This window comes from Undibacterium sp. TJN19 (assembly GCF_049339485.1).
Lineage (GTDB): Bacteria > Pseudomonadota > Gammaproteobacteria > Burkholderiales > Burkholderiaceae_D > Undibacterium.
In genome coordinates this window covers 1,595,211-1,616,708 of the sequence record NZ_JBMPPL010000001.1, presented here as the reverse complement: position 1 = coordinate 1,616,708, position 21,498 = coordinate 1,595,211, and the positions used below count along the sequence as shown (strand labels likewise).

General features: G+C 51.2%; 26 protein-coding genes. All 26 read left to right on the top strand.

Annotated features, from left to right (window positions below; genetic code table 11):
- Nucleotides 1-8 precede the first annotated feature (8 nt).
- The 26 genes from ACO0LH_RS07335 (at nucleotide 9) to ACO0LH_RS07210 (ending at nucleotide 21,480) form a co-directional block, all read left to right on the top strand.
- On the top strand, nucleotides 9-785 hold the full coding sequence (locus tag ACO0LH_RS07335) for a ParA family protein (protein ID WP_422940376.1): 777 nt from the start codon (nucleotides 9-11) through the stop codon (nucleotides 783-785).
- Between the two features lie 2 nt (nucleotides 786-787).
- The gene (locus ACO0LH_RS07330) at nucleotides 788-1,681 is read left to right on the top strand and encodes a ParB/RepB/Spo0J family partition protein (RefSeq protein WP_422940375.1); all 894 of its coding nucleotides are present in this window, start codon (nucleotides 788-790) and stop codon (nucleotides 1,679-1,681) included.
- A gap of 16 nt (nucleotides 1,682-1,697) precedes the next feature.
- On the top strand, nucleotides 1,698-2,246 hold the full coding sequence (locus ACO0LH_RS07325; protein WP_422940374.1) for an RBBP9/YdeN family alpha/beta hydrolase: 549 nt from the start codon (nucleotides 1,698-1,700) through the stop codon (nucleotides 2,244-2,246).
- A 234-nt stretch (nucleotides 2,247-2,480) separates the two neighbouring features.
- The gene (locus ACO0LH_RS07320; RefSeq protein ID WP_422940373.1) at nucleotides 2,481-2,825 is read left to right on the top strand and encodes an ATP synthase subunit I; all 345 of its coding nucleotides are present in this window, start codon (nucleotides 2,481-2,483) and stop codon (nucleotides 2,823-2,825) included.
- Complete coding sequence (atpB, locus tag ACO0LH_RS07315) at nucleotides 2,822-3,652, top strand: F0F1 ATP synthase subunit A (protein ID WP_422940372.1); 831 nt, start codon at nucleotides 2,822-2,824, stop codon at nucleotides 3,650-3,652. Before ACO0LH_RS07320 ends, atpB begins: the two co-directional genes overlap by 4 nt.
- An 81-nt stretch (nucleotides 3,653-3,733) precedes the next feature.
- Nucleotides 3,734-3,976: a F0F1 ATP synthase subunit C gene (gene atpE / locus ACO0LH_RS07310; RefSeq protein ID WP_186917574.1), complete on the top strand. Its 243-nt coding sequence runs from the start codon at nucleotides 3,734-3,736 to the stop codon at nucleotides 3,974-3,976.
- A 67-nt stretch (nucleotides 3,977-4,043) separates the two neighbouring features.
- Nucleotides 4,044-4,514, top strand: a complete 471-nt coding sequence (locus ACO0LH_RS07305) for a F0F1 ATP synthase subunit B (RefSeq protein WP_422940371.1) — start codon at nucleotides 4,044-4,046, stop codon at nucleotides 4,512-4,514.
- A gap of 2 nt (nucleotides 4,515-4,516) precedes the next feature.
- Nucleotides 4,517-5,050, top strand: coding sequence for a F0F1 ATP synthase subunit delta (locus ACO0LH_RS07300; RefSeq protein ID WP_422940370.1), 534 nt, complete (start codon nucleotides 4,517-4,519; stop codon nucleotides 5,048-5,050).
- Between the two features lie 26 nt (nucleotides 5,051-5,076).
- Nucleotides 5,077-6,618 carry a F0F1 ATP synthase subunit alpha gene (gene atpA, locus ACO0LH_RS07295; RefSeq protein WP_422940369.1) on the top strand — a complete coding sequence of 514 codons (1,542 nt, stop codon included), beginning with the start codon at nucleotides 5,077-5,079 and terminating at the stop codon, nucleotides 6,616-6,618.
- Nucleotides 6,619-6,647: 29 nt separating this feature from the next.
- Nucleotides 6,648-7,517 (top strand): F0F1 ATP synthase subunit gamma, encoded by an 870-nt coding sequence (gene atpG / locus ACO0LH_RS07290; RefSeq protein ID WP_422940367.1) that lies wholly within the window; start codon nucleotides 6,648-6,650, stop codon nucleotides 7,515-7,517.
- Between the two features lie 30 nt (nucleotides 7,518-7,547).
- Nucleotides 7,548-8,954, top strand: a complete 1,407-nt coding sequence (atpD, locus tag ACO0LH_RS07285; RefSeq protein WP_422940366.1) for a F0F1 ATP synthase subunit beta — start codon at nucleotides 7,548-7,550, stop codon at nucleotides 8,952-8,954.
- A gap of 74 nt (nucleotides 8,955-9,028) precedes the next feature.
- Nucleotides 9,029-9,451, top strand: coding sequence for a F0F1 ATP synthase subunit epsilon (locus ACO0LH_RS07280; RefSeq protein WP_422940365.1), 423 nt, complete (start codon nucleotides 9,029-9,031; stop codon nucleotides 9,449-9,451).
- A 162-nt stretch (nucleotides 9,452-9,613) separates the two neighbouring features.
- Nucleotides 9,614-10,021 carry a CoA-binding protein gene (locus ACO0LH_RS07275; protein ID WP_422940364.1) on the top strand — a complete coding sequence of 136 codons (408 nt, stop codon included), beginning with the start codon at nucleotides 9,614-9,616 and terminating at the stop codon, nucleotides 10,019-10,021.
- A gap of 25 nt (nucleotides 10,022-10,046) precedes the next feature.
- Nucleotides 10,047-10,853, top strand: a complete 807-nt coding sequence (locus ACO0LH_RS07270) for a PPK2 family polyphosphate kinase (RefSeq protein WP_422940363.1) — start codon at nucleotides 10,047-10,049, stop codon at nucleotides 10,851-10,853.
- A 5-nt stretch (nucleotides 10,854-10,858) separates the two neighbouring features.
- Nucleotides 10,859-11,623 carry an SGNH/GDSL hydrolase family protein gene (locus tag ACO0LH_RS07265; RefSeq protein ID WP_422940362.1) on the top strand — a complete coding sequence of 255 codons (765 nt, stop codon included), beginning with the start codon at nucleotides 10,859-10,861 and terminating at the stop codon, nucleotides 11,621-11,623.
- Between the two features lie 332 nt (nucleotides 11,624-11,955).
- A complete protein-coding gene (hemE, locus tag ACO0LH_RS07260; RefSeq protein WP_422940361.1) occupies nucleotides 11,956-13,044 on the top strand; it encodes a uroporphyrinogen decarboxylase in 1,089 nt (362 codons plus the stop codon).
- Between the two features lie 497 nt (nucleotides 13,045-13,541).
- Nucleotides 13,542-15,578 carry a primosomal protein N' gene (locus ACO0LH_RS07255; protein ID WP_422940360.1) on the top strand — a complete coding sequence of 679 codons (2,037 nt, stop codon included), beginning with the start codon at nucleotides 13,542-13,544 and terminating at the stop codon, nucleotides 15,576-15,578.
- A gap of 52 nt (nucleotides 15,579-15,630) precedes the next feature.
- Complete coding sequence (locus tag ACO0LH_RS07250) at nucleotides 15,631-16,167, top strand: gamma carbonic anhydrase family protein (protein ID WP_422940359.1); 537 nt, start codon at nucleotides 15,631-15,633, stop codon at nucleotides 16,165-16,167.
- Between the two features lie 109 nt (nucleotides 16,168-16,276).
- Nucleotides 16,277-16,723: a GNAT family N-acetyltransferase gene (locus tag ACO0LH_RS07245; protein ID WP_422940358.1), complete on the top strand. Its 447-nt coding sequence runs from the start codon at nucleotides 16,277-16,279 to the stop codon at nucleotides 16,721-16,723.
- 110 nt (nucleotides 16,724-16,833) lie between these two features.
- Complete coding sequence (locus tag ACO0LH_RS07240) at nucleotides 16,834-17,733, top strand: CHAD domain-containing protein (RefSeq protein WP_422940357.1); 900 nt, start codon at nucleotides 16,834-16,836, stop codon at nucleotides 17,731-17,733.
- 85 nt (nucleotides 17,734-17,818) lie between these two features.
- Nucleotides 17,819-18,727 (top strand): L,D-transpeptidase, encoded by a 909-nt coding sequence (locus ACO0LH_RS07235; RefSeq protein ID WP_422940356.1) that lies wholly within the window; start codon nucleotides 17,819-17,821, stop codon nucleotides 18,725-18,727.
- Between the two features lie 94 nt (nucleotides 18,728-18,821).
- Complete coding sequence (locus ACO0LH_RS07230; protein WP_422940355.1) at nucleotides 18,822-19,457, top strand: LysE family translocator; 636 nt, start codon at nucleotides 18,822-18,824, stop codon at nucleotides 19,455-19,457.
- Nucleotides 19,458-19,499: 42 nt separating this feature from the next.
- Nucleotides 19,500-19,844 (top strand): YkvA family protein, encoded by a 345-nt coding sequence (locus tag ACO0LH_RS07225; RefSeq protein ID WP_422940354.1) that lies wholly within the window; start codon nucleotides 19,500-19,502, stop codon nucleotides 19,842-19,844.
- A 107-nt stretch (nucleotides 19,845-19,951) separates the two neighbouring features.
- A complete protein-coding gene (locus tag ACO0LH_RS07220) occupies nucleotides 19,952-20,287 on the top strand; it encodes an antibiotic biosynthesis monooxygenase family protein (protein WP_422940353.1) in 336 nt (111 codons plus the stop codon).
- Between the two features lie 61 nt (nucleotides 20,288-20,348).
- The gene (locus ACO0LH_RS07215) at nucleotides 20,349-20,870 is read left to right on the top strand and encodes an SLATT domain-containing protein (RefSeq protein WP_422940352.1); all 522 of its coding nucleotides are present in this window, start codon (nucleotides 20,349-20,351) and stop codon (nucleotides 20,868-20,870) included.
- A 34-nt stretch (nucleotides 20,871-20,904) separates the two neighbouring features.
- Nucleotides 20,905-21,480 (top strand): hypothetical protein, encoded by a 576-nt coding sequence (locus ACO0LH_RS07210; protein WP_422940351.1) that lies wholly within the window; start codon nucleotides 20,905-20,907, stop codon nucleotides 21,478-21,480.
- Nucleotides 21,481-21,498 lie beyond the last annotated feature (18 nt).

The following is a 21,498-nucleotide window of genomic DNA, read 5'->3' as shown; positions in this document are numbered from 1 at the left end:
AAACCAACATGGCAAAAATCTTTTGTGTAGCAAATCAAAAAGGTGGCGTTGGCAAAACCACGACCACCGTTAACCTCGCCGCTGGTCTGGCAATGCTGGATCAAAGGGTCTTGCTGGTTGACCTTGACCCCCAGGGTAATGCCACCATGGGTGCGGGCATCAATAAATCCAAATTGACTGCTTCTGTCTATGAAGTCTTGCTCGGCATGTCGGATGTGGTGACGGCCAGGGTACGTTCAGAATCCGGCCGTTTCGATGTCTTGCCCGCCAACCGTGAACTGGCCGGTGCTGAAGTCGAGATGGTGTCGCTGGAAAACCGTGACAAGCGCCTGCGTGACGCCTTGTCCAAAGTCGATGGCGACTATGATTTCATCCTGGTTGATTGTCCCCCGGCTTTGTCCATGCTGACACTGAACGGCCTGTGTGCCGCCAATGGCGTGATCATTCCCATGCAGTGTGAATACTATGCGCTTGAGGGCTTGTCCGATCTGGCCAATACGATCAAGAAAGTATCGGCCAACCTGAATCCGGATCTGAAGATAGTTGGTCTGCTGCGCGTGATGTTTGACCCGCGCATGACCCTGTCGCAACAGGTGTCGGATCAACTGGAGCAGCATTTTGGCGACAAGGTCTTTAAAACCCTGATTCCACGTAATGTCCGTCTGGCCGAAGCACCGTCTTATGGTATCCCGGGGGTCGTATTCGACCCGGCATCCAAGGGCGCGCAAGCGTATATCGCTTTCGGCGCGGAAATGGTGGAAAGAATTAAACAACTGGAAAAATGAGCATGGCAATAAAAAAACAAAAGGGCCTGGGACGTGGTCTCGATGCCTTACTCGGCGGTGCTGCCGATTTCGCTGAAGCCGTACCCAATGTCAGCGGCGCACCTACCAGCCTGAATGTGGCGCAAATGCAGGCTGGCAAATACCAGCCACGCACGCGCATGGATGAAGGCGCACTGACCGAACTGGCCGCATCCATCAAGGCCCAGGGCCTGATGCAGCCTATCCTGGTTCGCCCTATCGGTCAGAATAATGGCGTGATCCGCTACGAAATTATTGCCGGTGAACGCCGCTTCCGTGCTTCACAAATGGCGGGCCTGGATGAAGTGCCGGTATTGGTCAAGGATGTCGACGACCAGGCCGCGGCGGCCATGGCCCTGATCGAAAATATCCAGCGCGAAGACTTGAATCCGCTGGAAGAAGCGCAAGGTATACATCGACTGATCACCGATTTTTCTTTTACCCACGAACAGGCGGCAACGGCAGTGGGCCGTTCGCGTAGCGCCGTTTCCAATCTGCTGCGTTTGCTGAACCTGGCCAAGCCGGTACAGACCATGCTGATGGCTGGCGATATCGATATGGGTCATGCGCGTTCCCTGCTGGCCACTGACGCAGCCACTCAAATTCAGCTGGCGAACCAGATTGTTGCCAAACGCATGTCGGTACGCGAAGCAGAAAAACTGGTAGCAAAAACCACGGCAGAAATGGGTGCCAGCAGCAAGCCGCGTGACAAGGCAGAAAAATCACGTGACATCACGCGACTGGAAGAGGAATTGTCTGATTTGCTGGTGACTCAGGTCAGCCTGAAAATGGGTAGCAAGGGCAGGGGACAACTGGTGATAGATTTTGCCGACCTCGACAGCCTCGACGGCATCATCCTGAAGATACGCGGCCAATAAGTTTGACAGAACCATCATGCGGATACTGACTTTACCGGGACTCTATAATTCTGATGCCAGCCACTGGCAAACCCGCTGGGAAATGTTGTTGCCGGACGTATCCAGGGTTCAGCAACAAAATTGGGATACGCCGCAAAGATCAGAATGGGTGGTAACTTTGTCAACAGCCATCAATGCCGCAACAGATGAGGTGGTGCTGGTCGCCCATAGCCTCGGTTGCGCCATGACGGCATGGTGGGTGGCGTCTGGCATGCCTGGTGTGAATGACAAAAACAAGGTCAGGGCAGCCCTGCTGGTGACGCCGCCGGATGTAGGCCGGGCAGATTTTCCGGCAGCCAGTTTTGCTCCCATGCCTTTAGTTGTTTTTCCGTTCCCGGTTTGCGTAGTTGCTTCAGAGAATGATCCCTGGTGTGAGCTACTTTTGACACAGGAATGGGCAAAAAACTGGGGCGCGGAACTGCACCTCGTTGGTGCAAGAGGACATATCAACGGCGAATCCGGTCTGGACAGCTGGGAACAAGGCCAGCAATGGCTTGCCGCATTAATTGCAAAAACAATACGATAGAGGGTATGCACTAAAAACAACCCTCAAATGTCTCATATTGATGCAGCGCATCAAACGTTTGACGTTATAACGCACTACCACGTATAATTCCGTGGTTTTGATCGGCGAGGATTTGCGCTGCCCGGTTATATAGTGGCAACAGCAGCGAATTCAACTGTGATTTGTAAATAATAGGACTTTGAGGCTGAAAAAATCCTGGCGCGACTTGCGCAAGTCCTGAAAAGTGAGGGAAGCATGGCACGTATCATACTGCTGCAACTGGTAGCAGCCCTGGTCGTGACAGTGCTGGCTGGATTGACTGGCAATATTTCTTACACACTTTCTGCCCTGTTCGGCGGAATGTGTTGTGCGATTCCAAATGCCCTGTTCGCGTTGCGCCTGACGATGAGCGCCCGCAGGCCTGGAGGAGCAAACCCGATGAGTTTTTTCATCGGTGAATTTTTCAAAGTTACATTGACGATTGCGCTGATGGCTGCGGTTGTCTTCTTGTACCACGATGTCAACTGGCTGGCCTTTTTGATCGCCTTCATCGTCGTACTGAAAAGCTATTTCATTTTACTCTTTAGGCACCGATCATGAGCGCAACTGAACACGCCCCAACCGCGTCAGAATATATATCCCATCACTTGGGACATCTGACCAATTCGCATATTCCTCAAGAGTCGCTGTGGGATATGTCCTATGTCAATCTTGATACCGTCATCTGGTCTGTCGTCTGCGGCTTGCTGGGCACTATCGTGATGTATCTGGCAGCACGCAAGGCAACTTCCGGTGTTCCTGGCCGTTTCCAGTGCGCAGTTGAAATGCTGTTTGAAATGGTAGACAACAATGCCAAAGGCATCGTTCATGGCAATACCAACTTCATCGCGCCTATGGCTTTGTCGGTATTTGTCTGGGTATTACTGATGAATTCGCTGGATTTCTTGCCAGTCGACCTGTTTTCGCAATGGCTGTTCCCGGCACTGGGCATCAGCGCTGAAACTCATCACCGTGTCGTACCAACGGCAGATTTGAACGGTACCCTGGGTATTTCCATCGGTGTATTTGCCCTGATGATGTACTACAGCTTCAAGATCAAAGGCATAGGCGGTTTCATCAAGGAATTGTTCAGCGCCCCGTTTGGTCCTATGCTGTTCCCTTTCAATCTGGCATTGAATCTGGTTGAGTATGCGGCGAAAACTTTCTCGCTGGGCATGCGGTTGTTTGGCAATATGTTTGCAGGCGAATTGTTGTTCCTGCTGATTGCTGCCTTGTTGGGTGCTTCTGATTCTATCGCTGGTGGTTTTGGTCACCTGGTTCTGGGTTCTGCCTGGTCAGTTTTCCATATTCTGATCGTGCCTCTGCAAGCTTTCATTTTCATGATGTTGACTCTGGTGTACATGGGTCAGGCTCACGAAGCGCATTAATTACAGTTTTTCAGGTTTTTGGTTTTAGTTTTTGGTTTTAGCTTTTGGTATTTTAATTTTTAACTTTTAAGGAGTTTTCTCATGACTAACGTCGCTTTCGTTGCATTGGCTTGTGGTTTGATCATTGGTTTGGGCGCTTTGGGTGCTTGTATCGGTATCGCAATGATGGGTGGTAAATATCTGGAAGCGTCTGCTCGTCAACCAGAATTGATGGACAAACTGCAAGGTAAAATGTTGTTGCTGGCTGGTCTGATCGATGCTGCGTTCATTATCGGTGTTGGTATCGCCATGTTCTTCGCAACTGCAAACCCATTCAAAGGCTAATAGCTTTCCTTTTTCTACTGCAGGTCTTTCTGGCCTGCGGAACGATTAATTTGATAAGGAAACTAAAGTGAATCTGAATCTATCCATGTGGTACCAGGCTGGGGTGTTTTTCATCCTGGCTTTGGTGACTGCGAAATTCATCTGGCCACCAGTGATTGGTGCGATCGATGAGCGCATGAAGCGCATTGCAGACGGTTTGGCTGCTGCTGACAAAGGCAAGGCAGAAATGCTTGCCGCTGAAAAGCGCGTGCAAGCTCAATTGGCTGCTGCTGGTGAAGAAGGCAAAACACATATCATCAACGCAGAAAAGCGCGCTGCTCTGATCATTGAAGAAGCCCGCAACACTGCTGCTGCTGAAGCTGCCCGTATCATCGCTGCTGCCAAAGCAGATGCTGATAACCAAGTAACTAAAGCACGCGAAGAATTGCGCGACCAGGTTGCCACGCTGGCAGTCAAAGGTGCAGAACAAATTCTGAAACGTGAAGTTAACGCATCTGCTCACGCCGATCTGTTGACCCAACTGAAAACCGAGCTGTAATCATGGCCGAACTCGCAACGATCGCTCGTCCTTACGCAGAAGCGCTGTTTCGTGTTGCCCAAACCGGTAACCTGTCCGCCTGGTCGGAACTGGTTACCGAGATGGCACAGGTAGGTGCGCATTCCGATGTACAAGCTCTTGCACACAACCCCAAAGTCTCGGCTGATCAAAAAGCTGAGATTTTCTTGTCTGCGATCAAATCTCCAGTGACTGCTGAAGCGAAAAACTTCATCAACACACTTGCTGACTATGACCGTCTGACTTTGCTGCCGGAAATCGCTTTCCAGTTTCATGCTCTGAAAAACGCCCTCGAAGGCGCTGCAGATGCAGAAGTGATTAGCGCATTTGAATTGTCGGCCGCACAGTTGAGCGAGCTCTCAGTGCTGTTAGAAAAGAAATTTGGCCGCAAGTTGCACCCGACTGTCAAAGTGGATTCCTCTTTGATCGGTGGTGTACGCATCGTGGTTGGTGATCAGGTGCTCGACACGTCGGTACGCGCGAAGCTGCAGAAAATGCACGTCGCCCTGACCGCGTAAGAACGTAATAAATATTAGGAGTTAGTATGCAACTCAACCCATCTGAAATCAGCGAGCTGATCAAGAGCCGGATTCAAGGCCTTGGCGACACAGCTGAGATTCGCAATCAAGGTACGGTTATCTCCGTTACCGACGGTATCTGCCGCATTCACGGTCTGTCTGACGCGATGCAAGGCGAGATGCTGGAATTCCCAGGCAATACATTTGGTCTGGCGCTGAACCTGGAACGTGATTCCGTTGGTGCCGTTATCCTGGGTGACTACGAACACATCTCCGAAGGCGATACAGTTAAATGTACCGGCCGTATTCTGGAAGTGCCTATCGGTCCTGAACTGCGTGGTCGTGTAGTTAACGCGCTGGGTCAGCCTATCGACGGCAAAGGTCCTATCGATGCAAAACTGTCCGCGCCTATCGAAAAGATTGCGCCTGGCGTTATTGCACGTCAATCCGTTTCTGAACCTATGCAAACTGGCCTGAAGTCTATCGACTCCATGGTACCGGTTGGCCGTGGTCAGCGCGAATTGATCATTGGCGATCGTCAAACTGGTAAAACAGCTGTTGCGATCGATGCCGTGATCAATCAAAAAGGTCAAAACGTTACCTGTATCTATGTAGCGATTGGTCAAAAAGCTTCTTCCGTTAAAAACGTTGTGCGCGCTCTCGAAGCCCACGGCGCCATGGAATACACCATCGTTGTTGCTGCTACTGCTGCTGAATCTGCAGCGATGCAATACGTCTCCGCCTACTCCGGTTGCGCGATGGGTGAATACTTCCGTGACCGCGGTCAAGATGCACTGATCATTTATGATGATCTGTCCAAACAAGCTGTTGCTTACCGTCAGGTTTCCCTGTTGCTGCGCCGCCCACCAGGTCGCGAAGCTTACCCAGGTGACGTATTCTATTTGCACAGCCGTCTGCTGGAACGCGCAGCACGCGTTAACCCAGACTACGTTGAAGCTTTCACCAAAGGTGAAGTGAAAGGTAAAACGGGTTCTTTGACAGCATTGCCTATCATTGAAACCCAGGCTGGTGACGTTTCCGCTTTCGTTCCTACCAACGTAATTTCGATTACTGACGGTCAGATCTTCCTGGAAACATCCTTGTTCAATGCCGGTATCCGTCCAGCGATTAACGCTGGTATCTCGGTGTCCCGCGTTGGTGGTGCTGCGCAGACCAAAGTCATCAAAAACTTGTCCGGCGGTATCCGTAATGACTTGGCACAGTACCGTGAATTGGCAGCGTTTGCCCAGTTCGCTTCTGACCTCGATGAAGTAACACGCAAGCAGCTCGATCGTGGTGCCCGCGTGACTGAATTGTTGAAGCAAGCTCAATATGCTCCGTTGTCTATCTCCCTGATGGCCGTTACTCTGTTCTCCGTGAACAAAGGCTTCCTGGATGATGTACCGGTCAAGCAAGTGCTGGCATTCGAAGCAGGCGTGCATGGCTATATGAAAACGAACCATGCAGCATTGCTGCAGAAAATCGAAGAAACCAAGCAACTGGACAAAGATGGTGAAGCTGCCATGGCTGCCGCAATTGCTGATTTCAAAAAAACCGGTTCCTATTAATTTACTGTAGCTAGAAGGAGTCAATACTCATGGCTGCAGGCAAAGAGATACGTGGCAAGATCAAAAGCGTAGAAAATACGAAGAAGATCACTAAGGCGATGGAAATGGTCGCCGCATCCAAAATGCGCAAAGCGCAAGACCGGATGCGTGCGGCTCGCCCGTACAGTGAAAAAATTCGTACGATCACTGCTAACTTGTCACAGGCCAACCCAGAGTACACGCATCCTTTTATGGTGCAACAAGATCTGTCCAAGAAAGTTGGCGTGATTGTTGTAACGACAGATAAAGGTTTGTGTGGCGGTCTCAACACCAACGTGTTGCGTCTGGTCACCAGCAAAATGCGTGAACTCGAAGGTAAGGGTTCAAAGATAGAAGCGGTCGCAATTGGTAATAAAGGTCTCGGCTTCCTGAATCGCGTAGGTGCGCAAGTGGTTTCCCATGTCACACAATTGGGCGACACTCCTCACCTCGACAAACTGATAGGTCCAGTCAAAGTTTTGCTGGATGCGTATCAGGAAGGCAAGCTGGACGCGGTTTACCTGAGTTATACCAAGTTCATCAACACCATGAAGCAAGAGCCGGTGATGGAGCAGTTGTTGCCCCTGACAGCGGACAGGCTCAAGACAGAAAAGAGTGCCCATTCATGGGACTATCTGTATGAGCCAGATGCAGCAACGGTCATTGATGAATTGTTGATACGTTATGTAGAAGCACTGATTTTCCAGGCCGTAGCGGAAAACATGGCATCTGAACAATCGGCCCGTATGGTGGCGATGAAATCAGCAACTGATAACGCAGGTAACGTGATTGGCGAACTGAAACTGGTTTATAACAAAACCCGTCAAGCCGCCATTACCAAAGAGCTCTCCGAGATCGTCGCCGGCGCGGCAGCGGTCTAAACTGAATTTAAATATTAAGAAGGAACGAACATGGCTAATGGCAAAATCGTTCAGTGTATCGGCGCTGTTGTGGACGTTGAATTTCCACGCGACGCGATGCCTAAGATTTATGACGCCTTGAAAATGGAAGGCTCCGAGCTGACATTGGAAGTTCAGCAGCAATTGGGTGACGGCATTGTCCGTACCATTGCTCTGGGTACTTCTGATGGTCTGCGTCGCGGCATGACTATTTCCAACACTGGCAACCCTATCATGGTACCAACCGGCAAAGCAACGCTGGGTCGCATCATGGACGTACTGGGCAATCCTATCGATGAATGCGGTCCTGTCAGCCACGAGCAGACAGCATCCATTCACCGTAAAGCCCCTGCATACGACGAACTGTCCCCATCCCAGGAATTGCTGGAAACCGGTATCAAGGTTATTGATCTGGTTTGCCCATTCGCCAAAGGTGGTAAGGTCGGTCTGTTCGGTGGTGCGGGTGTGGGCAAGACCGTCAACATGATGGAACTGATCAACAACATCGCCAAGGCACACAGCGGTTTGTCTGTGTTTGCCGGTGTGGGTGAGCGTACTCGTGAGGGTAATGACTTCTACCACGAAATGGCTGACGCTAAAGTGGTTGATCTGGAAAATCCAGAGAACTCCAAAGTAGCGATGGTGTATGGTCAGATGAATGAACCACCAGGTAACCGTCTGCGCGTTGCTCTGACAGGTTTGACGATTGCTGAAGGTTTCCGTGACGAAGGCAAAGACGTTTTGTTCTTCGTGGATAACATCTACCGTTACACACTGGCTGGTACTGAAGTATCCGCTTTGCTGGGTCGTATGCCTTCCGCCGTGGGTTATCAACCTACACTGGCTGAAGAAATGGGCCGTCTGCAAGAGCGTATTACATCCACTAAAACTGGTTCGATCACATCGATCCAGGCCGTGTATGTTCCAGCCGATGACTTGACCGATCCATCTCCAGCAACCACATTTGCTCACTTGGATTCCACCGTTGTTCTGTCCCGTGACATCGCTTCCCTGGGTATCTACCCTGCGGTTGATCCACTGGATTCAACATCACGTCAGCTGGACCCACAAGTGGTTGGTGTAGAACACTATGAGACAGCTCGCGCTGTTCAAGGTACTCTGCAACGCTACAAGGAATTGCGTGACATTATCGCGATTCTGGGTATGGATGAATTGGCTCCTGAAGACAAGTTGCTGGTCGCACGTGCACGTAAGATGCAGCGTTTCCTGTCTCAGCCTTTCCACGTTGCTGAAGTGTTTACCGGTGCTCCAGGTAAATACGTTTCCTTGAAAGAAACGATCCGTGGTTTCAAAATGATCGCTTCCGGCGAACTCGATCACCTGCCAGAACAAGCGTTCTACATGGTAGGTACTATCGACGAAGCAATCGAAAAAGCGAAAAAACTGGTTGCTGCTTAATTTAATTAAGCGCACTGGCGGTGCGGCTGAACGGTCGCACCATAGCTTTTTTGAGCGAATAATAAGGGTCCAACATGGCACACACTATTCACGTTGACGTGGTTTCCGCAGAAGAGCTGATCTTCTCCGGTGAAGCCGAATTCGTCGCGTTGCCGGGTGAGGCTGGTGAATTGGGTATCTATCCGAAACATACACCACTGATTACCCGCATCAAGCCGGGCGCGGTGCGCATCAAGGTTCCAGGCAAGGCCGAAGACGAATTCGTATTCGTCGCCGGTGGCCTGCTTGAAGTGCAACCGAATGCAGTGACAGTTTTGGCCGATACCGCGATTCGCGGTCAAGATCTGGACGAAGCCAAAGCCAATGAAGCCAAGAGACTGGCAGAACAAGCTTTGGTTAATCGTGATTCCAAAATTGACTATGCGCAAGCACAGGCAGAATTGGCTTCTGCGATCGCCCAATTGGCAGCGATACAAAGATTGCGTCAAAAGCGTTAATTTCGCTGCGGAGAAGCTTCCGCGCCGAAAGCAGTACAATGAAAAGACAGCCTTGGCTGTCTTTTTGTTTTTCTGTGATTGTTTCACACCCATACAAACACATATAGACACATCCAGATAAGCAGCACATGCAAATCATTCGAACCATTTTGGGGGGAAGCAATGCAAGACCTGGTGCAAGAGATGCTGGCCAACAGCAAGATCATCGCCGTTGTCGGTCTGTCGTCAAAAATCAACCGCCCCAGTCATGGCGTGGCGGCCTATATGCAGGCGCAGGGCTACCGCATCATCCCTGTCAATCCGCGTGAAGCGGGCAGGCAGATTTTAGGCGAACTGTGCTATCCCGACCTGATCCAGGCAGCGCAGCAACACCGTATTGATCTGGTCGACTGTTTTCGCAATGCTGAAGATATTCCGCCCATCGTGGATGAAGCAATCGCCATCGGCGCCACTTATTTGTGGATGCAGTCAGGCATAAAAAATCAGATCGCGGCTGAGCAAGCACAAAAAGCCGGTATAAAGGTGGTGATGGACAAGTGCATCAAAATCGAACACCGCATGCGTTACTGATGCACCTCATTTTTCGGAGACATTCATGGGTATTGCCGCACAATTCCGCATCAATAAAGAGACAGAAATAAAGGACAGCCTTGCCAGTAAAAAAATGATCGCGACGGGTGACAAGGCTGCCGACAAATTGACCACACTGAAGCTGGCAGAACAAATCTCTGACCTGCAAAATTTGCTCTACGCCGCACATGACGCAAAATTACTGATTATTTTGCAGGGCATGGATACTTCAGGCAAAGATGGCACTGTCAAAGGCGTATTTGGCCAAATCAATCCACTGGGCGCACGTACCGTGGCCTTCAAGGCACCGAGTTCTGAAGAAAAAAACCACGACTACCTGTGGCGCGTACATAAAGAAGTGCCAGGCAAAGGAGAGATCACCATCTTCAATCGCAGCCATTATGAAGATGTCCTCATCACCGTCGTACATGACTGGATCGATACCGCAGAATGTAAAAGGCGTTACGCGCAAATCTGCGATTTTGAACGCATGCTTAGCGAGACCGGCACCGTCATCCTCAAATTTTTCCTGCATATCTCCAAGCAGGAACAGAAAGCCCGGCTGGAAGAGCGCCTCGCCGATCCAGACAAGCACTGGAAATTCGATACCCAGGATCTGGTAGAGCGAAAATCCTGGGATGGCTATCAAAAGGCCTATCAGCGCGCCTTGCTGGCAACCGATGCTGAACATGCGCCCTGGTACCTGATACCCGCTGATTCCAAAACCCAGCGCAACCTGGCTATCGCCAGCATTGTCCAGGAAAAGCTGGTCAGCATGAAATTGAAATACCCACCTGGCAATCCAGAATACAGCAAGCTGAAGGTGGAATGAGGCTGGTGTTTTTACCGGAATTGCTGGCCTTGCTCTTCTATCCCTTGCTGTCATGGCAAGGGCGACGCGTCCGGCAAACGACGCCGCGTCTGCCGGAAGCATCTGGCCACGCTCATGGCGTCAGTGGCCCTTTGAATACGCCGCATGGCTGGCGGGTGCTGGCGATAGGCGAATCTCCGGTCGCAGGCGTCGGTGTCAATACCTACGCGCAAAGCATCACGGCACAGTTCGCGCAGGCATTGGCAAAGCATCAGCAGGTCAGCGTCACATGGCAGGCCCTGGGGCAAAATGGTGCCTGTCTGGCCAGCGCCGGAGACAGTCTTGCGAGGCTGAATAGCGGCAAGGATGTCGCCGGGAAGGCTTGGGATATCGTCATTATTGCGTTTGGCGTCAATGACACAACGGGTTTTACCAGCGTGGCCAGGTATAGGCAGCAGCTTCATGACTTGATACGACAATTGGAACGTGGTCAGCAACAGCCGCCCGTTATGTTGATTTCGGGTGTGCCTCCCATGCAATATTTTCCGGCATTGCCGCGAGTATTGCGTTTCATTCTTGGCATGAAAGCGCGTGTTCTTGACCAAGTTGCCAAAGATCTTTGCGCTTCAGAAAAGCACTTGATCCATGTTCCCTTGCAAATGAATTTTCAAGATAGGCACCTGATGGCCGAAGATGGCTACCATCCGTCAGCACTTGGCAACACAGTCTGGGCGCAGCAATTACTGGGCAAATTATTGGCAATATTTCCGCAAAATCGTCAAGAAATTTAAAAGTGGTCTGCTACTTATGCACAATTTAGCAGAATCGCTATTTCAGCTGAAAAAACGATTATTTATAGAAATAAGTCGTTTCCATCAAAAAAATCAAGGACTTACGTGATATTCCTGTTAACCGGATTTAAAAAAAATCAGTAAACCGCCATTTCTGGAAAACTATCCACAAAGTTATCCACAGTTAATTAAAAGAAATTTTCTGCTGTTGATAAGTATCTTTCTTACTCAACAAATGCTCTCCAAACGCAGATCAGATGCCGATCTGCGCTGCATAGGCGATAATGTCGGCTATTCTGAAATTGAACCAAATCGCCAGACCGAAAGATTTTATGTCCACGAATTTTGCCCCGCTCAAAAACGATACTTTCCTCAAAGCCCTGTTGCGTGAGGAAACTGACTATACCCCCCTGTGGCTGATGCGCCAGGCGGGCCGTTACCTGCCTGAATATCGTGCTACCCGCAAAGGGGCAGGCTCTTTTCTGAGCCTGGCAAAAAACCCTGGTTTCGCTACCGAAGTGACACTGCAACCGATAGACCGCTACGGTCTGGATGCGGCCATTCTGTTTTCAGACATCCTGACCGTGCCGGATGCGATGGGCCTGGGCCTGTATTTCGAAGAAGGCGAGGGGCCAAAGTTTGAACGTCCGCTGAAAGATGAAAAAGACGTCATGGCCCTGAAAGTGCCAGAAGCTGGCAGCCTGCAATATGTATTTGATGCCGTGACGCAAATCCGTACGGCACTTGATGGTCGTGTACCCCTGATCGGCTTTTCCGGCAGTCCGTGGACGCTGGCTTGTTATATGGTCGAAGGCCAGGGTTCGCGCGATTTCCACACCGTCAAGTCCATGATGTACAAACGCCCTGATCTGATGCACCACATCCTGCGCACCAATGCAGATGCCGTTGCCACCTATCTCAATGCGCAAATTGATGCCGGTGCCCAGGCAGTGATGATCTTTGACAGCTGGGGCGGTGCCCTGGCTGATGGCGCTTACCAGGAGTTTTCTTTATCCTACATGCGCGATATCGTCGGTCAGTTGCAAAAAGAAAAAGACGGCAAGCGCATTCCCGCTATCGTCTTTACCAAGGGTGGTGGTCTTTGGCTGGAACAGCTTACCGATATCGGCGCAGATGCCCTGGGCCTGGACTGGACCGTCAACCTCGGCCAGGCCCGTGCCAAAGTAGGGCATAAAGTGGCTTTGCAGGGTAATCTTGATCCTGCCGTCCTGTTTGCAGAACCTGAGCAAATCCGTCAGCAAGTGATTGCCGCGCTCGATAGTTACGGTCAGCCTGGTGCCGGTCATGGCCATGTATTTAATCTGGGTCATGGCATTTCGCAGTTCACACCGGTCGAATCAGTCAGCGTGTTGGTTGAAACGGTACACGAATATAGCCGCAAACAGCGCCAGTCAGTGTAGTAAAGCGGGTGGATAAATGTGTACTGGAAACAGGCATTCTGTGCGCAGCTGGCAGGCCAGACTGTTAATTTATCAGGACCTTATTCACAGACAAAGCGACAAGGCCGAGATTTGCTTGCCGTATCGTCATGTTGCTATGCAATATGTAGTATTGGCGGGGCCTCCAGGCTGAAAAGCCGTGGAAAACGAATAGATTAGCCGCAATAATTTTTTGCATTTCTATGAACATTTTCTGTTACTTATGCACAAAAGCGGGGCGACAAAAAATAATTTGAAAAATATTTTTTTGTCGCTGAGCATTTTTTCTAAGTCATTGATTTTAAAAGATTAAATTCTATGCTGTCAGAACGTGCATTTGGCTGAAACCCCCGTAAACGCTAGCGAAAACCGATGTCAATAGACCTTTCTCCACAAAGTTATCCACAGAAACTGTGGATATGTCAAAAAGCCTTATGAAATCAATAGTTAGCGCCGGTTTTCATGGCTTACTTTAAATCGTGAAACAAATTTATTTGCGCGTCGCGCTAGATACGCCACTTGACAGCAGCTTCGATTATCGCTGGACAGCACAAGAATCGGGCACGGAAGAAACTGCCTTGCCCCAAGTTGGGCAACTGGTCGCTTTGCCGTTTGGCCGTCAGGAAGTGGTCGGCCTGATCCTCGACGTGCTGGAAGAAACTACCGTACCAGAAGCCAAGCTGCGTGACGTGTTTGCCGTCAGGCATGAATTGCCACCACTGAGCCAGGAATGGCTGGCCCTGTGCCGCTTTGCCGCCGACTATTACCAGAGGCCGCTGGGCGAAGTGGCTTTACCCGCCTTGCCTAAAAATCTGAAGGTCTTGAAAACCGTCTCCTTGCAGCGTGCCATCAAGAAACTGGCAAAGCTGGCTGATGCAAGCGATGTAAGGCCAGCCAGCCAGCCGGCACTGAATGATGCCCAGCAGTCTGCTGTCGACGCCGTTGTGAATACCCCCGGCTATGCTGCGCATTTATTGTTTGGCGTGACCGGCAGCGGTAAGACCGAAGTCTATTTGCAGACCGCTGCAAAAATCCTGGCGCAATCGGACGATGCCCAGATCCTGATACTGGTGCCGGAAATCAACCTGACGCCGCAACTTGAAGCCCATATCCGTGCCCGCTTCCCTGGTCTCATGCTATCCACCCTGCACAGCGGCATGGCAGAAGGCGAGCGCATGCTGCACTGGCTGGCCGCCCACACCGGCCGAGCGCGTATCATTCTGGGTACACGGCTGGCGATGCTGGCATCGGTGCCCAGGCTCAAATTGCTGATTGTCGATGAAGAGCATGACCCTTCTTACAAGCAACAGGAAGGTTTGCGTTATTCTGCCCGTGACCTGGCCGTCTGGCGTGCGCGACAACTGGGCATCCCCGTGGTTCTCGGTTCGGCCACACCCTCGCTGGAAAGCTGGCACGGTGCGCAAACCGGGCGTTATCGCCTGTCAGAGTTACGCGAACGGGCTGTACAGGATGCTGTTTTACCCGTCATCAAACTCATCAATCTGGAACGTGAAAAGCCTAGCGATGGCCTGACACAAAGACTGATAGCCGCAATCAAGCTACGTCTTGAGAAGGGTGAGCAATCACTCCTATTTTTAAACCGGCGTGGTTATGCCCCCGTACTGGCCTGCGATGCCTGCGGCTGGATCAGCAATTGCACACGCTGCACAGCCCATCTGGTCCTACATAAAGGTGACCATAGATTGCGTTGCCACCACTGTGGTCTTGAACAGCGAATACCCCGGTCCTGTCCTACCTGCGGCAATATAGACTTGCAACCACTGGGGCGCGGCACTCAGCGCATGGAAGAAAGTCTGGCGGCAATTTTCCCTGAAGCCAGGGTGTTTCGCATCGATGCCGACTCCACCAGGCTGAAGGGGAGTGCCGCTGCCGCCTTTGAGCGCGTGCATGCTGGCGAAGTCGATATCCTGATCGGCACCCAGATGGTGGCCAAGGGCCATGACTTCAAACACCTGACCCTGGTCGCCGCCTTGAACCCGGACGCTGCCCTGTTCTCGCAAGATTACCGCGCCAGTGAACGCCTGTTTGCCCAACTTATGCAGGTGGCTGGCCGTGCTGGCCGGGCGGCGCAAAAAGAAGGCGGCAATCTTTCCGAAGTATTGGTGCAGACGCGTTACCCTGATCATCCGCTTTATCATGCGCTGATGGCACATAACTACCCTGACTTTGCCGCCGATATGCTGCAAGAGCGCCAGCAAGCCCATATGCCGCCTTTCATGTACCAGGCCTTGCTGAGAGCCGAGGCAAAAGAACTGGAAACAGCAATTGCCTTCCTGAAAGAAGCCGCCAGTGCGACCGACCATATCGGCATCATGATCAACGACCCCATACCCATGACCATGACCCGGGTCGCCAATGTCGACAGGGCGCAACTGCTGGTCGAATCCGCATCGCGCCCGGCTTTGCAGGCCTTTGTCAAAGAATGGATAGCCAGTCTGCGCGCCATGAAAAGCCGCGTCAAATGGTCGGTGGAAATTGATCCTGTGGATATCTGAGCGCTTATCCACAAGTTACTCTTTATTTGTAATGAAAATTCCCGGGAACACTATGCCCTTAGCCTCCTACCTCGATACTTTCCCTGATCTGGCAGAGGACTGCTATGTTCATCCTAGTGCCCAGATCATCGGTGATGTCCAGCTTGGCCGCGACAGTTCGGTCTGGTGTCATGCCGTATTGCGGGGTGATGTCAATTCGATACGCATAGGTCATAGCAGTAACTTTCAAGACCTGGCAATGGGCCATGTTTCCCACAAGAACGCGGGCAAACCTCTCGGCTCGCCGCTGGTGATTGGCAACTACGTCACGATTGCCCATTCTGTCATCCTGCATGGTTGCAACATCGGCGACGAATGCCTGATCGGCATGGGCAGTATCGTCATGGATGATGTCATTATTCACAGGCATGTCATGCTGGGCGCTGGCAGCCTCGTGCCGCCAGGCAAAGTGCTGGAAAGCGGCTATTTATATGTAGGCCGCCCGGCGGTAGCTGTACGCGCCCTGACTGCCGAAGAAATCAGCTATTTCAGGTATTCTGCCGAGCATTACGTACGCATCAAGAATAATTATCTGGCAGAACCTGCATGATCTTGTTCATCTGCTGTTGGCAAGGTGCAGTGAACTTGACTTGCTGCACATAGTCAAAAATAAATCTTCAAGCTGAATAGATCTTCAAACTGATCAGAAAGGGCAAAACATGACCGGAACTACAGAAGAAGCAGGCAAATATCAGGTCAGTACCGACAAGGACAAGATAGATATTGATGTACTTCATCACTTTTTAAGTACGCAAAGTGGCTGGGCTACAGGCATTTCGCGCGAACTGGTTGAAGAATCCCTGCAACATTCCCTGTGTTTCAGCGTTCTGGAACAGGGCCGTATGGTCGGTTTTTGCCGCATCATCACCGACATGGCCACGTTTGGTTACCTGGTCGACGTATTCGTCTTGCCCGAAATGCGCGGCATGGGTATTTCCAGATTGCTCATGGATGCCGTGATGGCCCACCCCGCGGTGAAGAAATTCCGCCGGTTTACCCTGGCCACGTCAACAGCCCATGGCCTGTATGAAAAATTTGGCTTTACGCCGCTCAGCAAACCTGACTCCTTCATGGAAGTGTATAAACCCAGGATTTATCTGGAATAAATCAAGCTTCAATAACGCGGCCTTGAATAACGCAGGTTTGCGCTAGCTTAAAGTTTGCGCTGTCAATATGGACTATCCTGAATCATATCCACTTGACCATCAGGGTAGCCATGCACACTCTGCAGAAAGCTGTCGTAGCCGGGCCTGGTTTTCACAAAAACAAGCGCATAGAACAATTGTTCCAGCACATCGTCTTTGCCTGTCTTGAGCAGATCAGTGTGAGCGAAACGGGTCTCGCCGGCAAATATGATGTTGAAAGCCTGCATCAGCTAAGGGTAGGCTTGCGCAGATTGCGTAGTGCTTTCCGCATTTTCAAAGATCAACTGCCTATCCCGCCCAGCCTGGAAGAAGATTTAAGCTGGATAAGCAGCCAGTTAAACCCGGCACGCGACTGGGATGTGTTACTGGGCACGACTTTGGTCACAGTCATGGATCTGCCGCACACACCGGCACTCTCCCGTCTCATGCAGGAAGCCGGGCACCAGGCTGAGCGGCATCACAGGCAGGCGAGGGCAAGCGTACTCTCAGACCGTTTTACATTGTTCAAGCTTGACCTGGGTCTATGGCTGCACCTGCGTGCATGGCGTGACGGCGATTCTGCTGGCAATAAACAGGCTTACCGGCGCAAGAGTGCCAAGTTTGCCAGCCATCGCCTGGCAGACATGCAACAGCAATTGCAGAATGCTGGCCAGGGTTTGCGAAAGGCGAAACCCCGGGCCATGCATAAAATCCGTATCGAGGCCAAAAAGCTGCGCTATGCGATGGAGTTCTTCAAGCCAGTGCTTCAGGCAAGGCAAAACAAGGCCGGGCTTAAAAATATTATCGAGATCCAGGACCAGCTTGGCAGCTACAACGACCTGGTGATTGCACAAACACTGTTAGCCGAAATGCAGGGAGAGGACCCGGATCTGAAGGTCGACATGGTGCAGGTGTGCCAGCTCCTGGAAGACATGGCAGACAAGAAAAAAACACAGATACGAAAACATTGGAAGCAACTGTTGCATTCCTGACAGATCAGACTATGCGCGCATTGCGATGTCCGCTCACTTTCAGTATGTTTACATATCCATGACATCGATTGAAGGTAGGATGGAAATGAATTCAAGGGATGGCATACGGGCACAGGCAGGCCCCCGCACAGCGGCGAAAACTGCAAAGGCAACAGCATGCCTGTTGAAGCGACAATACTTGTATCTGGGTTTATTGCTGGGGGCTGCGACATTGTCCCCCACGGCACAGGCCATCAATTCTGCGCTGGAAATGAAGGCGATTTATGCCGACACCGTAGAGCAGCAATTGCTGCCTCCTGATGAAGAGGTACTTGCCTACGGGGACATGATGCTGGCATCCCTGGCGAATGCAGGTATTAAAAATCTGCCGCCTCAATTCATTGTCCTGGTTGACCGCAATCCCAAAGTGCAGGCTGCCATGCTGTTCTGGCTGGATAGTGAAGGCGTTCCACAGCTGATAGGCGCGTCACCAGTTTCTACCGGGCGGGCGGCTACAGGTTTTGAGCATTTCGAAACCCCAGTCGGTGTGTTTTCCCATTCCATCACCAATCTTGATTACCGTGCCGAAGGCAGCAAGAACAGCAAAGGCATACGCGGCTACGGTGCCAAAGGGCGGCGGGTTTTCGACTTTGGCTGGCAGCCGGCCAAAAAGGGCTGGGGTGACAAACAGATTGCACCGATGCGTCTGCAAATGCATGCCACCGATCCTGATTTTCTCGAAAGCCGCCTGGGCAGCATGCAATCGAAGGGCTGTGTACGTATCCCGGCAACGCTGAACAAGCTGCTTGATCACTATGCCGTGCTCGATGCCGAGTATGATACGTCCATTGCGGAGGGCAAAAACTTCTGGGTACTGGAAAAAGACCGGCAAGAAAATGCCTGGGCTGGCCGCTATATGGTCGTCGTTGACAGTGGCCGTGAACAAAGGCCGGAATGGTCACATTACATTGCCAGGAAAACCGCAAAATCCACACAAATAACAGCATCGCGTTAAAGCCGCGAATGGCTGCTGCAAAAATGAATTACCATGTATTGCATGTACAGGGGTTTTCATCTGCATTTTTTGCTGACAGATTACGGGAGTATTGATGTCTATAGATACCTGGTTGTTATATGTGCTGGCCGTGCTGGTGTTGACGATTACCCCTGGGCCCGCCGTGTTGATGTGTATTACCAACAGCATCAATTTCGGGGCGCGTGTGACCGTGTTTTCAGCCCTGGGCAATATTACTTCGCTGCTCGCCATCATGAGTTGTTCGGCAATAGGCATAGGTGCCATACTGGCAACCTCCGCCCTGGTATTTACCGTCATCAAATATCTGGGTGTGCTCTACCTGCTGTACCTGGGCATCAGTGCCTTGCGCTCTAAAAGCACGGATTTCGAATTGCCGACAGCTTCAGAAAACCGCGGCACGCGCTTGCGTCTATATGCCAAGGGCGTACTGGTCGGCGCCAGCAATCCCAAGGCCCTGCTGTTCTTTACCGCTTTTTTCCCGCAATTCATTAATCCAGCTGCCGCCAAATTGCCGCAGTTCATGGTGCTGGGTGTCACCTTCGTATTTTTTGAATTCAGTGTGCTGATGCTTTATGCGACATTTGCCGCCCGCCTGGGGCCGTGGCTGCGTTCCAAAGGCAAGGCAAAAATGTTCAATCAGGTTTCCGGCAGCATCTTTGTTGCCGCTGCCGCTTTGTTGGCCACCGTCAAACGGGCCAACGCCGATTAATCTGATGTGGCTTAACGCCAGGTATCTGACCGGAATTTGAGCATGAAAAACCACAGTGATTACTATAGCGATGCCGGTTTCTGGGACAAGCTCAAATGCTTTTCCCTGGCCGCAGGCGCAGAAGTCATAGAAAAAGCCCTGTGGCTTTACTATGCTGCGCAGCGCCCTGAAACACCAGCCTGGGCCAAAGCCATCATTGCCGGTGCGCTTGGTTATTTCATCTTTCCGCTTGATGCCATCCCTGACGTGATACCCGTCATCGGTTATAGCGATGATCTGGCTGCCATCGCGGCGGCAGTAGCCACCGTCAGCATGTATATCACGGAAGATGTCAAACAGACCGCAAGGCAGAAAATGCAAAGCTGGTTTGGCACAGCGCTGCAATAATCGCCAAGCATGTCAGCACCTGTTTGCCAGGTCGATAGCAAAAATTGCAAGTAAGGCAAAAAATTCTGTATGATCACTTTCTCTTTTTGATCAGCCAGATTTTTGCCATGTACACCGCTACCTTCACATTCAATAAAAAACAATATGACGACGAGTTTTATCAACTCGACGCGCAAATCATTGCGCTGGCCAAAGGCATACCTGGCTACCTCGGTGAAGAAGCCTGGGAAAATCCCGAAAGCGGCCTGATCTCCAATGTCTATTACTGGAACAGCCTGGAAGCCCTGCAAACCCTGATTTCCCACCCCCTGCATCAGCAGGCCAAGGCAGCACAGGAGAAATGGCTCGATGGTTATCAGGTTGTCATTTCGCAAGTCTTGCGTACCTATGGCGACAATAAGCTTGGGCCTGCATGGGCAGCGGCAGATTCAGCCCATTCATAGAACCTGGGTACAGGTATATTTGTCCTGATACCCTGATTGACAGAGACCGATCACAGCCGACATGAATACGAAAACCTCGCAATACCAGCCACCAAAAACCGGGCATGAACTTGTCCTGGCATGGCTGCGCCGTGCGCGTGAGTCGCAGATGGCGCATTATGAGATGGCAAATACCCTGGCCTCGCGTGAACGCTGGCTGGGTGTGCCGGTGATTTTGATTACCACCATCATCGGTACGTCGGTATTCGCTTCACTGACGGCCACGTCGATTGCGCCAGAGGCCAAGATCACCGTGGGTTTGCTGAGCGTGCTGGCAGCCGTCATGTCGGGTTTGCAGACTTTCTTCAAATATTCGGAACGGGCAGAAAAACACCGTGCGACCGCTGCCCGTTTTGGCGCAATCCGTCGCAAGCTCGAAGTCATCTATGCAGAAAATGTGGATACTGAAGAACCGCATTATCTTGCCAGCCTGCGCGAAGAACTTGACCGCCTCGGAGAAGACGCGCCCCATATCCCTGTCGCTGTTTTTGCAAAAATACAGAAAAATGTTTTCTATACTGGAGATGCAAGCGAACACGCCTAGTCAGAATCCGGACAACTAAGAAAAGTGATCCCAGATGAAAAATCATTTCGCCCGACTGCTGCTGTTATCCTTGATAAGCCTTGCTGCGCAGGCGCGGGCAGACAGCAATGATGAGCAGGCCCTGATGAAGACCGTACGTGGTTTTTATGGCTGGGTATTAAAAGACGGCAAACAAGTCAGCAAATTGCAACCAGTGATCAGGAATATCCCCGGTGGCCATCAATTCAGGCTCGATACGCATAACTTGCCTGTATTCACAGAAAAATTCATCGCTTCCGGTTATTTTGCTCCGGCTTTTTCAAGCGCTGTTGAGCGCTACTATGCCAAATACACGCAGCAAATCAAGGCCTATACTGCCGCAGAGTTCAATCAAATGGCAAAAGATGGCCGCGGCCCGCTGATGGACACCGAAGACATGGATATCTTCTTTTGTGCCCAGGAATATGAATACAAAAAAGCCTTTGTCGCCAAAATGAAGCCCAAGGCTGTCAAAGTGGAAGGCGATACGGCAAGCTTGAAAGTGGTTTCACCCATGGAATGGGAGACCGAATTCAAGTTTGTGAAGATCAATCAACAATGGCTGATTGCCGGGTATTGTGTGTTTCAGTAAGGTTTCTTGCTGCGGCGT